Origin of the sequence: Mycobacterium sp. IS-1742, from assembly GCF_001500125.1 — a bacterium.
Lineage (GTDB): Bacteria > Actinomycetota > Actinomycetes > Mycobacteriales > Mycobacteriaceae > Mycobacterium.
This window is the reverse complement of record NZ_LQIV01000041.1, coordinates 179,871-193,889: the sequence shown is the minus strand read 5'-3', so window position 1 is coordinate 193,889 and position 14,019 is coordinate 179,871. Positions and strand designations below refer to the sequence as shown.

The following is a 14,019-nucleotide window of genomic DNA, read 5'->3' as shown; positions in this document are numbered from 1 at the left end:
GCGGACCGATGGATGGAGTAGTTTCGTGGCGCTTACCGCCGAGCAGAAAAAAGAGATCCTGGGCCAGTACGGCCTGCACGAGTCGGACACCGGCTCACCCGAGGCGCAGGTCGCCCTGCTGACCAAGCGCATCTCGGACCTCACCGAGCATCTCAAGCAGCACAAGCACGACCACCACTCGCGGCGCGGACTGCTGCTGCTGGTCGGTCGTCGCCGCCGGCTGCTGAAGTACGTCGCCCAGGTCGACGTCGAGCGCTACCGCTCGCTGATCGAGCGGCTGGGTCTGCGTCGCTGACGCGTCCCCCCACTCGGCCGCGGCCGGGCCCGTCCACGCGTCGGGCCCGGCCGCGTTCGTGTGTCCGGGCGAATCGCCGCCGGGGTCGTCCAGGGTCCGATCGCGCAGGGCCGCCATGTAGCATGGATGTGTTCGACGCTCATGCTCGAACGCATGTTGGGTGCGATACGCGCAGATCCGCGGGTCTCGTTCCCGTGTGTCATGCCAGGAGCCGCCTGATCGGGCGGTCTTCGGTAGTGGCTGCCGGTGATCCGAGGGTCCCCGGCCGCTTCGATCGACGGCCGTAGCCGCATCAAGGCCGGTGGTTCATCCGCTGTGAGTGTTCCCGGCGTGACGACGCGAAACAGCTGAATGAATTCAGAGAGGCTGTACGGACGTCAATGTCTGTAGTTGAAATTGAAGACGGTGTGTACGAATCGACCGCCGTCATCGACAACGGGAGCTTCGGCACCCGCACCATCCGTTTCGAGACCGGCCGGCTGGCCCAGCAGGCGGCCGGCGCCGTCGTCGCCTACCTCGACGACGAGACCATGCTGCTGTCGGCCACCTCGGCCAGCAAGAACCCGAAGGACCACTTCGACTTCTTCCCGCTGACGATCGACGTCGAGGAGCGGATGTACGCCGCGGGTCGCATCCCCGGTTCGTTCTTCCGTCGTGAGGGCCGTCCCTCCACCGACGCCATCCTGACCTGCCGGTTGATCGACCGTCCGCTGCGTCCGACGTTCGTCTCCGGCCTGCGCAACGAGATCCAGGTCGTCGTCACCGTGATGAGCCTGGATCCCAAGGATCTGTACGACGTGGTGGCCATCAACGCCGCCTCGGCGTCCACCCAGATCGCCGGCCTGCCGTTCTCCGGCCCGGTCGGCGGCGTGCGGGTCGCGCTGATCGACGGCCAGTGGGTCGCGTTCCCGACCGTCGAGCAGCTCGAGCGTGCGGTGTTCGACATGGTCGTCGCCGGGCGGGTCGTCCCGGGAACGCGCGATGAAGACGACGAAGTCGCGATCATGATGGTCGAGGCCGAGGCCACCGACAAGGTCGTCGAACTGGTCGCCGGCGGTGCCCAGGCGCCCACCGAGACCGTCGTCGCCGAGGGTCTCGAGGCGGCCAAGCCGTTCATCGCCGCCCTGTGCGCCGCCCAGCAGGCGCTCGCCGAGCGTGCCGCCAAGCCGACCGCGGACTACCCGCTGTTCCCGGAGTACGGCGAGGACGTCTACTACGCGGTCGCCTCGGTTGCGACCGACGCCCTGTCCGAGGCGCTGACCATCGCGGGCAAGGAAGAGCGCAACAACCGCACGGACGAGATCAAGGTCGAGGTCCTCGGGCGGCTCGCCGAGCAGTACGCCGGCCGCGAGAAGGAGATCGGCGGGGCGTTCCGTTCGCTGACCAAGAAGCTGGTGCGCCAGCGCATCCTGACCGACCACTTCCGCATCGACGGTCGCGGCGTCACCGACATCCGTGCGCTGTCCGCGGAGGTCGCGATCGTGCCGCGGGCCCACGGCAGCGCACTGTTCGAGCGCGGCGAGACGCAGATCCTGGGCGTCACCACGCTGGACATGGTGAAGATGGCCCAGCAGATCGACTCGCTGGGGCCCGAAACCAGCAAGCGCTACATGCACCACTACAACTTCCCGCCGTATTCGACCGGTGAGACCGGCCGTGTCGGTTCGCCCAAGCGCCGCGAGATCGGCCACGGTGCGCTCGCCGAGCGGGCCCTGATGCCGGTGCTGCCGAGCGTCGAGGAGTTCCCGTACGCGATCCGCCAGGTGTCCGAGGCGCTGAGCTCGAACGGTTCGACGTCGATGGGCTCGGTGTGCGCATCGACGCTGTCGCTGCTGAACGCCGGTGTGCCGTTGAAGGCGCCGGTCGCCGGTATCGCGATGGGCCTGGTGTCCGACGACGTCGAAGTGGACGGCAAGACCGAGCGGCGCTTCGTGACGTTGACCGACATCCTCGGCGCCGAGGATGCCTTCGGCGACATGGACTTCAAGTGCGCGGGCACCAAGGACTTCGTCACCGCTCTGCAGTTGGACACCAAGCTCGACGGCATCCCGTCGCAGGTGCTGGCCGGTGCGCTGTCGCAGGCCAAGGACGCCCGGATCACGATCCTCGAGGTGATGGCCGAGGCCATCGACGCGCCGGACGAGATGAGCCCGTACGCCCCGCGGATCACGACGATCAAGGTCCCGGTCGACAAGATCGGCGAGGTCATCGGGCCCAAGGGCAAGATGATCAACTCGATCACCGAGGAGACCGGCGCGTCGATCTCCATCGAGGACGACGGCACCGTGTTCGTCGGCGCCTCCAACGGCGAGGCCGCCCAGGCCGCGATCGACAAGATCAACGCGATCGCCAACCCGCAGCTGCCCAAGATCGGCGAGCGGTTCCTCGGCACCGTGGTGAAGACGACCGACTTCGGCGCCTTCGTCTCGCTGCTGCCGGGCCGCGACGGTCTGGTGCACATCTCCAAGCTGGGCCGCGGCAAGCGCATCGCCAAGGTCGAGGACGTGGCCAAGGTGGGCGACAAGCTGCGCGTGGAGATCGCCGACATCGACAATCGCGGCAAGATCTCCCTCGTCCTGGTCGCCGAGGAGGAGGCCGCCGCCAACGGTGCGGGCGACACCTCGGACAAGGCCTCGGACAAGGGTGAGGCACCCGCGACCGCCGACGCCGCCACCGCCGGCAATTAGTCGGCAATCGCTGCGGCGCAGCACAGCAAGCGTGGACGCGGCCACCGTGGATGACACCACGGTGCGCCGCACCACGCTGCCCGGCGGCCTGCGGGTGGTCACCGAGCGCATCCCGTCGGTGCGGTCCGCATCGGTCGGGGTGTGGGTCAACGTCGGGTCCCGCGACGAGGGCCCGACGGTGGCCGGCGCCGCACACTTCCTCGAACACCTGCTGTTCAAGTCGACGCCGACCCGCACCGCCGTGGACATCGCGCAGGCGGTGGACGCGGTCGGCGGCGAGTTGAACGCCTTCACCGCCCGTGAGCACACCTGCTACTACGCGCACGTACTCGACACCGACCTCGAGCTGGCGGTCGACCTCGTCGCCGACGTGGTGCTCCGCGGCCGGTGTGCTGTCGAGGACGTCGAGGTGGAACGCGACGTGGTGCTCGAGGAGATCGCCATGCGCGACGACGATCCCGAGGACACGCTCGGCGACGTCTTCCTGTCGGCGATGTTCGGCTCCCACCCGGTCGGGCGGCCCGTGATCGGCAGCATCGAGTCGATCGAGGGGATGACCCGCAACCAACTGCACTCCTTCCACGTCCGGCGCTATGTGCCCGAACGGATGGTGCTGGCGGTCGCCGGCAACGTCGAACACGACGACGTCGTGGCCTTGGCCCGGAAACACTTCGGGCCCAGGCTCATTCGTGGACATTCGGCGGTGCCGCCGCGCAAGGGCACCGGGCGGGTGCCGGGGCGCCCGACGCTGCAGCTGATCAACCGCGACGCCGAACAGACCCATCTGTCGATGGGCGTGCGCACCCCCGGCCGGCACTGGGATCACCGGTGGGCGCTGTCCGTCCTCAACACCGCACTGGGCGGTGGACTGAGTTCCCGGTTGTTCCAAGAGATCCGGGAGACCCGAGGCCTGGCGTACTCGGTGTACTCCACGGTCGACACGTTCTCCGACAGCGGAGCACTGTCGATCTACGCGGCGTGCCAACCGGAACGGTTCGACGAGGTGGTCCGGGTGACGACGGCCGTGCTCGAAGACGTGGCCCGCGACGGGATCACCGAATCGGAGTGCCGGATCGCGAAGGGCTCGTTGCGCGGTGGTTTGGTTCTAGGACTGGAGGATTCCGGTTCGCGAATGCACCGGATCGGCCGCAGCGAGCTGAACTACGGCAAGCACCGCAGCATCGACTACACGCTCGAGCAGATCAGCGCGGTCACCCTCGACGAGGTCAACGCGGTGGCGCGCCAGCTGCTCACCCGCTCCTACGGGGCGGCGATTCTGGGTCCGCACCGCACCAAATCGTCTCTGCCGAAGCCACTTCAGACCGTCGGCCGGTAACACGTTGCGCCGGAGGCGGGGGCCGTGATGACATCGAGGCATGGCCTACCCCCTCACCCGTAGACGACTTCTGTCCGCCACCGCCGTGCTCGGCGGTGCGGCGGCGTTCGCCACGTACGCCGGCCGGCCCGCGTTCGCCCAACCGCCCGCGGGGGGCGTCGAGGCTCTGGAACGCGCCAACAACGCGGTGATCGGGGTGTTCGCGGTCGATCTCGACACCGGTCGCACGGTGGCCCACCGGGCACAGGAGTCGTTCGCCATGTGCTCGACGTTCAAGGCCTACCTGGCGGCGCAGGTCCTCCAGCTCGTCGGGCGCGGTGAGCGGTCGCTCGACCAGACGTTGCCCGTGACTGCGGCTGACGTCCAACCCAACTCGCCGCGCACCGAACCACGGGTGGGTGGCGAGATGACGTTGGCCGAACTGTGCCAGGCGATCCTGCAGGTCAGCGACAACGCCGCCGCGAACATCCTGCTGCGGAACGTGGGTGGGCCGCCCGCGGTCACGGCGTTCGCCCGCGGCATCGGTGATCCGCGTTCACGCCTTGACCGGTATGAGATCGAGTTGAATGCGGCGGTCCCGGGGGATCCGCGGGACACCAGCACGCCCGAGGCGCTGGCCGGGGGGTTCCGGGCCATCCTGACCGGCGACGCGCTCGCCCCACCGCAGCGCCGCCTACTCGAGGATTGGATGCGGGCCAACGAGACGTCCAGTATGCGGGCGGGACTGCCACCGGGATGGACGACGGCCGACAAGACCGGCAGCGGCGACTACGGCACCACCAACGACGTCGGCATCGCGTACGGCCCGCAGGGGCAGCGGCTGCTGCTGGCGGTCATGACGAAGACCGCCACCGACGATCCGGACGCCGAGAACATGCGGCCGTTGGTCGGCGAGGTGACCGCGGCGGTGCTCCCGTTGTTGTTGCGCAGGTAGCGCTTTGACCCAGAAGCCCAACCACCCGTGTCCGTGCGGCACCGGCGAAGCGTTCGCACGCTGCTGCCTGCCGCTGCATGCGGGCGAGCGTCAGGCCGACACCGCCGAGGAACTGATGCGGTCGCGCTACAGCGCCTACGCCGTCGGCGATCTCGACCACGTCCGGCGGACCTGGCATCCACGCACCCGCCCGGCCGCGCTGACGCCCGATCCGGGCCTGCGGTGGGTCGGCCTGGAGATCGTCGACGTGACCGGCGGTGGGCGCGGAGACGTCACCGGCGAGGTGGAGTTCCGTGCGCACTACCGCCGGGGCCAACGCAGCGGCGTCCTTCGCGAGCGGTCCCGGTTCGCTGTTCGGGCCGGGCGGTGGTTCTACGTGGACGGTGACGTCGACTGACGTCAGGCCAGAACGGTCGCCGGATCGGTGAAGGGCAGTGCGAGGTCGGCGGCGACGTGCTCGTTGAGCACTGCGCCGGCGTGGGTGGACAGACCCTTGGCCAGCGCGGGATCACCCTGGCATGCGGCGCGCCAGCCCTTGTCGGCGAGTTTGAGGACGTAGGGCATGGTGGCGTTGGTCAGCGCGAACGTCGAAGTGCGGGGGACGGCCCCCGGCATGTTGGCCACGCAGTAGATGACCGTGTCGTGCACCGCGAATGTCGGATCGTCGTGGGTGGTCGGCCGGGAATCCTCGAAGCAGCCGCCCTGGTCGATGGCGATGTCGACCAGCACGGCACCCGACTTCATCTGTGCGACAGTCGAATTGGTGACCAGCTTGGGCGCCTTGGCGCCGGGGATCAGCACCGCGCCGATCACCAGGTCGGCCTGCTTGACGGCCTCGTCCAGCTCGAGGCGCGAGGAGTACCGGGTCTCGATGGCGCCGCCGTACTCGGCATCGATCTTGCGGAGGATGTTGATGTTGAGGTCGAAGACGGTGACGTGCGCACCCATACCCCAGGCCACGGCGGCGGCGTTGTCGCCCGCCATACCGCCGCCGATCACCACGACCTTGGCCGGGGCGACGCCGGGGACGCCGCCCATCAGCACGCCGCGACCGCCCTGGGTGCGCATCAGGTGGTAGGCGCCGACCTGGGCGGAGAGCCGGCCGGCCACTTCGCTCATCGGTGCCAGCAGGGGCAGGGCTGTCGAACCGTCCGAACCGACGGTCTGCACCGTCTCGTAGGCGATGGACGTGGTGCCCGAGGCGAGCAGGGCGTCGGTGCAGGGCTTCGACGCGGCCAGGTGCAGGTAGGTGAACAGGGTCTGGCCCTCGCGCATGCGGGAGTATTCGGGCTCGATCGGCTCCTTGACCTTGAGCAGGAGGTCGGCCTCGGCCCACACCTCGTCGGCGTGGGTGACCAGCTGGGCGCCGGCCGCTTTGAAGTCGGCGTCGGAGATGGCAGAACCGTCACCGGCGCCGGATTGGATCAGCACATCGTGACCGCGGTTGGTCAGTTCCGCCACGCCCGCGGGTGTGATGGCGACCCGGTACTCGTTGTTCTTGATCTCGGTCGGGATCCCGACGCGCATGATGCTCCTCACGTAGGCAATGGTGAAATTGTGAAGAAACTTCGATCTGAGCACAATCGTAATGACGAGTATTCGCTATATTGGGCCGGTGACGGAAGGATCGACGAACTCAGCATTCAAAGCGGCGCGCCTGTCGAAGGATGTTCGGCCGGGTGACATCGACGAGGTCGACCGCCGCATCCTGTCCGCGCTGCATGCCGACGCCCGGATGTCCAACAGCGCGCTGGCCGAGTCGATCGGGATCGCGCCGTCGACCTGTCATGGCCGCGTCCGGCGGCTCCAGGAGCTCGGCGTGATCCGGGGGTTCTACACCGACATCAACCCCGCGGCCCTGGGCCTGTCGCTCCAGGCGATGATCTCGGTGACCCTGCAGTCGAATGCCCGGGGCAGGATCCGCGACTTCATCCAACACATCCGCAGCAAGCCGCAGGTGATGGACGTGTACTTCCTCGCCGGCGCCGACGATTTCATCCTCCACGTCGCGGCGCGGGACACCGAGGACCTGCGGGCGTTCGTCGTGGAGAACCTCAACGCCGATGCGGACGTGGCGGGGACGCAGACGTCGCTGATCTTCGAGCACCTCCGAGGCGCATCACCGTTGTAGACCGCAAATTGGTCTCACTCAGGGTTATTCGGGGTCATCGCCCCCGCCTCTGTTATCGGGGTCGGTGAGGTAGCGGTGGGGGTGGAAGTGGTTGTTGATTCTTGGTTGGCCGGTGTCGAGGTGTTCGGGTGGGATCCAGTGGGTGTGGCCGTTGCCGGGGCGCATGGTGGTCCAGCCGGTTTTCTCGATGAGCAGGTTGGCGGGTTGGCAGGCCAGGGTTTGGGTGTCGATATCGGTGCGGCCGCCTTGGGAGTAGTCGTCGGTGTGGTGGGCTTCGGTCCAGTAGAACGGCACCGTGCAGTGGGGGTGGGTGCAGCCACGATCCCTGGCGAACAACGCCAACCGCTGCGCGTGGACGCGCAGCGTTTGGCGCGGCCGAGGTAGAGGATTTCTTCGGTGTGGTCGTCGAACACCGCCAAGTAGTGCCGCGAGTGGCCGGCCAGGCGGATCAGGTCGCGCACCGGGAGGCGGTTGCCGCCGCCGGTGTGGGCCCAGCCGGCGGCGCGTTCGAGCTCGCTGAGGGTGGCGGTGGCGACGATGCCGGCGGGTACGCCGGCGATCTGGCCGAGGGCACCGGAGGCGATCGCGTCGCCGAGGGCGCGGGTCAGCGCGTCGTGGTGGCGTTGGCCGGGGGTGCGGTCATCGCGGCCGGTGACCGCGTCGTCATGGGGCACATTCTGGCCGGGGGCGGCGTATTTGGCGGCGATGACATCCCACAGGGCGCGGGCTTCGGGGGTGAGCCAGCCTTCGATGCGGCTCATCCCGTCGGCCTGCTGGCGGCCCACCCGGAGGTGGCGGCGGCGTCGCAGGGTCTGGTGGTCGGGTTCGGTGCCGTCCTGGTCGATGAACCCCAGCAGGGTGGCGGCGACCTGCGTGAACTGATCCGGACGCAACTCGACGGCGTGGCCGACGAGGTCGCGTTCGTAGTCGTCACGGCGCGCGGCTGACACCCAGACCGGCAGCTTCTTGATGAAGTCCTGGATGACCCGCACATGCGCGGCCCCGATGTCGCCGCGGGCGACCGCGGCCGCGGTATGGGCCAACTCGGTCTGCACGCGTTCCCCGTGAATCGTGTAGCGGGGACCCAACTGGGCGGCGTCGGTGATCCGGTTCCGGGCGTCGGTGGGGGTGATGCGCAGGTGGTTGGCCAACACTTCCCGGATCGAGGTGGCGCCCAAAGCGTGGGGGTCGGCGTCGATCAGGCGTGCGGTGAGCCGGTGCTCCACGGCCGGGACCGCCCAGACGGCGTGTTTGATGCGGTCGAGTTCGGCCACCACCTGCGGATCGGTCAGGTCGTCGAGGGGGGCGGTCTGCAGGTCGGCGACCGCCGCCCGCAGCCGGTCGACCGCTGCGCTGAAGTCCCCATCCATACCTCGAACACTAGTTCGAGGCACCGACACATTTCCCGCCGCAGCGGCGAGCGTGCGCACACTGCCGTGACATCGAACGGCAACGCGGCGATGAGTTCTGCGGCCACACTGAGTCAGTACCGGTGACCAACTCGCACGACCACGACGGGATGACGTGATGACCACTGGAACCACCGGGCTGCCGCCCGTAGTCGACCAACAGACCTGGCGCACAGCGCTCGAGGAGCTGCGCCGCCGCGAGAAGGCGGCCACGCGCGAACTCGACGCGATCGCGGCGCAGCGCAGGCGCCTGCCCATGGTGCGGATGCCCGACTACACGCTGATCGGCGCGGAGGGCCCCGTGCGACTCGCCGACGTGTTCAAGGGGCGGTCACAGCTGATCACCTACAACCACATGTGGACCGACGGCCAGGAGTGGCAGTGCGGCGGATGCACCGGCTTCACGTCGCAGTTCACCAGGCTCGAGTTCCTCGACAACTACGACGCCCGGTTCGTCATCGTGACGAACGGCCCGATCGAGGAAGCGCTGGCCTACAAGGACAAGGTCGGCAACAAGATGGAGTGGTATTCGTCGTCGGAGAGTTCCTTCGGCGCCGACGTCGACGCCCCGCCCGGCGACGGGTTCGGCGTCAACGTCTTCCTCCGAGACGGCGACACGGTGTTCCGCACCTGGCACACCAACGGTCGCGGCACCGAACAGCTCAGCCACAGCTTCGCGCTGATCGACCTCCTGCCATGGGGCCGCCAGGAGGAATGGCAGGACTCCCCGGACGGGTGGCCGCAGCGGCCCACCTACTCCGGCTGGCTGGACTCACCGGACATCGCGCGCATGTACGGCAACCCCTGAGCCCTTCGCGGCCTGGTAACCGGTCGTCAGCCAGTACACCGCGCGGTCGAGCGCCGGGAGTATCTCGGTGATCGCGATCTCCCCGGTGACGAACCGGCCCAGCAACCCGTAGACCATGCTGAAGATGACGTCGTTGAAGTCGGCGACGAACTCGTCGTCGACGTCGGACAGCAGCTCCAGGCCGGCGGGAACCACGATGTCGAGACCCCGCTGCATGAGCTGCTGCCCACTCTGCGAGGACCGCGCCCGGAAGTACGCCGTCAGCATGCCGGGATGCTGCTCCCACGGTTCGAAGATGGTGCAAAACAGGTCCATCAACGCCTCGTGCAGTGATGCGTCGGGCTCGCGCGGGTGGGGGCTCACACCGGCGTAGCGGTGGTCGTCCATCCACGCTTCCAACGCGGCCAGGATCAGTTCGTCGCGGGTGGCGTAGCGCTTGTAGATCGTGCTCAACGAGATGCGGGCGCGGCGGGCGACCTCCCGCAACTGCACGGCGTCGTAGCCGTCGGTCTCCAGGATCTCGACGACGACGGCGATCATCCGGTCCTTGGCTTCATCCATCGCCGAACTCCTTGCCCGCAGAGAGTAACTAGGTTACCGTGCCAGTCAGTAACACGGTTACTCAGCGCAACGAAGCGAGGGCAGATGGGTTCCCTGGACGGGAAAGTCGCATTCATCACCGGCGTCGCCCGCGGGCAGGGTCGCAGCCATGCGGTGCGCCTGGCGGCCGACGGCGCCGACATCATCGGCGTGGACATCTGCGCCGACATCGAGTCCAACGGCTACCCGATGGCGACCCGTGACGAACTCGAGGAGACCGTCGCGCTGGTCGAGGCTCAGGGCGCCACGATGCTCGGATCGGTGGCGGACGTCCGCGACTTCCACGCGCTCAAAACCGCGGTGGACGCCGGGGTCGAGCACTTCGGCCGACTCGACATCGTCTGCGCCAACGCCGGTGTCGCGACCATGGCGTTCCGCGAACTGACCATCGAGGAAGACCTCGAGATGTGGAACGACGTCGTCGACGTCAACCTGGTCGGGTCGTTCCACACCGCGAAGGCCGCGATCCCGCACCTCATCGCCGGCGAGCGCGGCGGCTCCATCGTGTTCACCAGTTCGACCGCCGGGCTGCGGGGATTCGGTGGGCTGCAGGGCGGGGGCCTGGGTTATGCGGCCTCCAAACACGGCATCGTCGGCTTGATGCGCACCCTGGCCAACGCGCTTGCACCGCATAGTATCCGGGTCAACACCGTGCACCCGACCGCGGTCAACACGATGATGGCGGTGAACCCCGCGATGACCGCGTTCCTCGAGAACTACCCGGATGGCGGCCCGCACCTGCAGAACCCGATGCCGGTGCAGTTACTCGAGCCCGACGAGATCAGCAGCGCCATCGCCTATCTCGTCTCCGATGCGGCCAGACACGTCACCGGGGTCACCTTCCCCGTCGACGCCGGCTTCTGCAACAAATTGTGAGCGGCCGCAACGGGCGCGTCGCCGGCAAGCGCGTGGTCATCACCGGCGCCGCGCGCGGAATGGGCCGCAGCCACGCCGTCCGGTTGGCCGAAGAAGGCGCCGACCTGATCCTCGTCGACATCTGCCGATCCCTGCCGGAGCTCGAATACCCGCTCGCCACCGAGGCAGAACTCGGCGAGACCGCGCGACTGGCCGAAGGCCATGGCGCCCGCGTGGTCACCCACGTCGTCGACGTCCGGGACGCCGCGGCGCTGTCGACGGCCGTGGACGACGGAGTGGCTCAGCTGGGCGGCCTCGACGCCGCGGTCGCCAACGCCGGAGTGCTCACCGTCGGGACGTGGGACGCGACCACGTCGGAGCAGTGGCGGACGGTGGTCGACGTCAACCTCATCGGCACATGGAACACCTGCGCGGCAGCGATTCCGCATCTCGTCGCGCACGGCGGCAGCCTCGTCAACATCAGTTCGGCGGCCGGAGTGAAGGGCACCCCGCTGCACACGCCGTACACGGCTTCCAAGCACGGTGTCGTCGGCATGACCCGAGCGCTCGCCAATGAGCTTGCCGCGCAGTGCATCCGGGTCAACACCGTGCACCCGACGGGCGTCGAGACCGGGATGCGTCCGGAGTCGCTGCGCGACGTCCTGGAATCTCGGCCGGATCTGGTCCCGCTGTTCCTCAACGCGCTTCCGATCGCCATGGCAGAGGCCGTCGACATCAGCAACGCCGTGCTGTTCCTCGTATCCGACGAATCCCGTTACGTCACGGGCCTGGAGTTCAAGGTGGACGCCGGTGTCACACTCCGCTGAAACGCACGTCGACGCCTACGAACGGATGCGGCGCGCCTACACCGACGTGATGACCGTGCCTGCGCCCGAACCGCAGTCGACAGCGATGGCGCGACTGCTCGACTTCGTGTTCGCCGACGTATGGCAGCGCCCGGTGCTGAGCCGCCGGGAGCGGCGGTTCATCACACTGGCCTGCGTGGCCGCCGCGGACGCCGAGGCGCCGCTGCGCGATCACGTCTACGCCGCCCTCAACGGCGGGGACCTGACGATCACCGAGATGCGGGAAGCGGTCCTGCATTTCGCCGTGTACGCGGGTTGGCCGAAGGCTTCCCGGTTCAACATGATCGTCGACGACGTGTGGGACCGCATCCACCGGGAGCGCGGCGAAGAGGTCCCCCCGCCGGAGCCGCTGCTGCCGCTCGACACCCCCAGCGATCCCGAGGGCCGACTGGCCGTCGGCGAGCAGGCGTTCAGGGACATCAACTGCCTGGCGTTCGCGCCGATCCGCGACAACCCTTACTCGGGTGCGGGCATCCTGAACTTCGTCTTCGGTGAGATGTGGCTGCGACCCGGCCTCGGAATGAAGGAACGCCGGCTGATCACCGTCACCTGCGTGGCGTTCCAGGACGCACCCTTGCCGATCCTGAGCCACGTGTACGCGGCGCTGAGGAGCCGGGACCTCACGTTCGACGAGATGGACGAGCTGGCCCTGCATTTCGCAGCGCACTACGGCTGGCCCAAGGCGGCCCAGCTGGCCCAAACGATCGGCGAACAGAAGCAGCGGGTCAGTCAGGAATGGGAGGCCGAAGCCGGGTAGGTCTGCCTCGACCCCCTACCCTGCCGGCCTGTACTCGATGTGCAGGCTGGTCAGGCCGCGCAGCAGGAACGTGGGTTCGTACGCATAGTTCCGGCGCCCGGCCGGACCGTGCACGCTCTCGTCGATGCTGATGTCGCGCAGGCGGTCCAGCAGACGGCGCACGGTGACGTTGCCTTCCACACGCGCGAGCGGTGCACCCGCGCAGCTGTGGATGCCGCGGCCGAAGGCGAGGTGTTCCCGGACGTTCTTGCGGTCGAGCCGGAATTCGTGCGGATCGTCGAACTTGCGCGGATCCCGATTGGCGGCGCCCAGGCAGAGCATCACGATGGTGCCGGCAGGCAGGTGCACGTCCCCGAGTGAGGTGGTCTTGCGGACCAGCCGGAAGTCGACCTTGGTCGGTGCGTGCATCCGCAGCGACTCCTCGATGAACGTCGGTATCCGGCTGGGGTCCCCGCGAAGCACCTCCTGGTACTCCGGCCGGTCACCGAGCGTCTGGACGGCCGCGCTGAGCAGTTTGGTCACCGTCTCCTGGCCCGCCGCGAACAGGAACGTCGCGGGTTTGACCACCTCCATCAGCTCCGGGGTGGAACCGTCCGGGTACGTCGCGGTCGCCATCCCCGACAACACGTCGTCGCGGGGATCGCGCCGACGGTCGGCGAGATACCCGGCGAACTTGTCGTCGAGGTACTGCAGCGGATCCAGCCCCACCGGCTCACCGTCCAGCGCGCCCACCCGGTTGCCCTGCCGCGACTCCGCGCCGAGAGCGGCGAGGAATTCGGGGCGGTCCCGTTCGGGCACACCGAGCAGGTCGATGATGGCCGACGTCGCGAACGGTTTGGCGTACTCCGAGAGGAACTCGCACCGACCGTTGTCGACGATCTGGTCGATCTGGTGATCGACCAGTTGCCACATGAAGTCCTCGTTCTCCTTGAGCCGACGTGGCGTGAGGAGCCGGCTGAGCAGCGACCGGGCCCGTTCGTGTGCGGGCGGGTCCATCACGACCATGTGCTCGTGGATCGGGAAGAGATGCCGGTGCGCCTCGATCTGCTCGGTGATGTCGTCACCCTGGGGCTCGAACGGCAGCGGCGGGAACGGCCCACCGATCGCGTTGACCGCCGAGAAGTGGTCGTGGTCCCGGAAGGCCGCGAGCACCTCCTGGTACCCGGTCACCGCCACCACGCCGTGATGGGGTTCCCGAACGACCGGCCCCTGCTGGCGCAGCGCGTCCCAATACGGGTAGGGATCCTGGGAGACGTCCGGGTCGGAGAAGAAGTCGACTGAGGCGAGATCGGTCATGGAGGATCGGTTCCTTCGCTCCATCCTGATCGGTCGATCAGGATG

General features: G+C 68.2%; 14 protein-coding genes. 10 read left to right on the top strand and 4 right to left on the bottom strand.

The window, feature by feature from the left end; genetic code table 11:
• Positions 1-25 precede the first annotated feature (25 nt).
• The 5 genes from rpsO (at position 26) to AU196_RS20125 (ending at position 5,649) form a co-directional block, all read left to right on the top strand.
• Positions 26-295, top strand: coding sequence for a 30S ribosomal protein S15 (gene rpsO / locus AU196_RS20145; RefSeq protein WP_011559497.1), 270 nt, complete (start codon positions 26-28; stop codon positions 293-295).
• Positions 296-675: 380 nt separating this feature from the next.
• Complete coding sequence (locus AU196_RS20140) at positions 676-2,982, top strand: polyribonucleotide nucleotidyltransferase (RefSeq protein ID WP_059096821.1); 2,307 nt, start codon at positions 676-678, stop codon at positions 2,980-2,982.
• 10 nt (positions 2,983-2,992) lie between these two features.
• Complete coding sequence (locus AU196_RS20135) at positions 2,993-4,318, top strand: M16 family metallopeptidase (RefSeq protein WP_502687274.1); 1,326 nt, start codon at positions 2,993-2,995, stop codon at positions 4,316-4,318.
• A gap of 40 nt (positions 4,319-4,358) precedes the next feature.
• Positions 4,359-5,252, top strand: coding sequence for a class A beta-lactamase (gene bla, locus AU196_RS20130; protein WP_059096820.1), 894 nt, complete (start codon positions 4,359-4,361; stop codon positions 5,250-5,252).
• Between the two features lie 4 nt (positions 5,253-5,256).
• Positions 5,257-5,649 carry a YchJ family protein gene (locus tag AU196_RS20125; protein WP_059096819.1) on the top strand — a complete coding sequence of 131 codons (393 nt, stop codon included), beginning with the start codon at positions 5,257-5,259 and terminating at the stop codon, positions 5,647-5,649.
• Between the two features lie 2 nt (positions 5,650-5,651).
• Here the strand turns inward: AU196_RS20125 and ald are convergent, their stop codons facing one another.
• Positions 5,652-6,779 (bottom strand): alanine dehydrogenase, encoded by a 1,128-nt coding sequence (ald, locus tag AU196_RS20120; RefSeq protein WP_059096922.1) that lies wholly within the window; start codon positions 6,777-6,779, stop codon positions 5,652-5,654.
• Between the two features lie 88 nt (positions 6,780-6,867).
• On the opposite strand from ald, the gene aldR reads away from it, so the two are divergent.
• Positions 6,868-7,383: an HTH-type transcriptional regulator AldR gene (gene aldR / locus AU196_RS20115; RefSeq protein WP_059096818.1), complete on the top strand. Its 516-nt coding sequence runs from the start codon at positions 6,868-6,870 to the stop codon at positions 7,381-7,383.
• A gap of 14 nt (positions 7,384-7,397) precedes the next feature.
• Here aldR and AU196_RS20110 read toward each other — a convergent pair whose 3' ends face one another.
• A complete protein-coding gene (locus AU196_RS20110) occupies positions 7,398-8,753 on the bottom strand; it encodes a DUF222 domain-containing protein (RefSeq protein ID WP_231737655.1) in 1,356 nt (451 codons plus the stop codon).
• 157 nt (positions 8,754-8,910) lie between these two features.
• Here AU196_RS20110 and AU196_RS20105 point away from each other — a divergent pair, with 157 nt between their 5' ends.
• Positions 8,911-9,600 carry a DUF899 domain-containing protein gene (locus AU196_RS20105; protein WP_059096817.1) on the top strand — a complete coding sequence of 230 codons (690 nt, stop codon included), beginning with the start codon at positions 8,911-8,913 and terminating at the stop codon, positions 9,598-9,600.
• Here the strand turns inward: AU196_RS20105 and AU196_RS20100 are convergent.
• Complete coding sequence (locus AU196_RS20100; protein WP_059096816.1) at positions 9,565-10,161, bottom strand: TetR/AcrR family transcriptional regulator; 597 nt, start codon at positions 10,159-10,161, stop codon at positions 9,565-9,567. The two genes, AU196_RS20105 and AU196_RS20100, sit on opposite strands and share 36 nt — an antisense overlap.
• A gap of 84 nt (positions 10,162-10,245) precedes the next feature.
• Here AU196_RS20100 and AU196_RS20095 point away from each other — a divergent pair, with 84 nt between their 5' ends.
• From AU196_RS20095 to AU196_RS20085, 3 genes are read left to right on the top strand one after another with little or no spacing between them, the layout of a single operon-like run.
• Complete coding sequence (locus AU196_RS20095; RefSeq protein ID WP_059096815.1) at positions 10,246-11,076, top strand: mycofactocin-coupled SDR family oxidoreductase; 831 nt, start codon at positions 10,246-10,248, stop codon at positions 11,074-11,076.
• On the top strand, positions 11,073-11,882 hold the full coding sequence (locus AU196_RS20090; RefSeq protein ID WP_082695803.1) for a mycofactocin-coupled SDR family oxidoreductase: 810 nt from the start codon (positions 11,073-11,075) through the stop codon (positions 11,880-11,882). Before AU196_RS20095 ends, AU196_RS20090 begins: the two co-directional genes overlap by 4 nt.
• 25 nt (positions 11,883-11,907) lie before the next feature.
• Complete coding sequence (locus AU196_RS20085) at positions 11,908-12,678, top strand: carboxymuconolactone decarboxylase family protein (protein ID WP_157546554.1); 771 nt, start codon at positions 11,908-11,910, stop codon at positions 12,676-12,678.
• A 15-nt stretch (positions 12,679-12,693) separates the two neighbouring features.
• On the opposite strand, the gene AU196_RS20080 is transcribed toward AU196_RS20085, so the two are convergent.
• Entirely contained in the window at positions 12,694-13,974 is a 1,281-nt protein-coding gene (locus AU196_RS20080; protein WP_059096813.1) for a cytochrome P450, read from the bottom strand.
• Between the last annotated feature and the right edge of the window lie 45 nt (positions 13,975-14,019).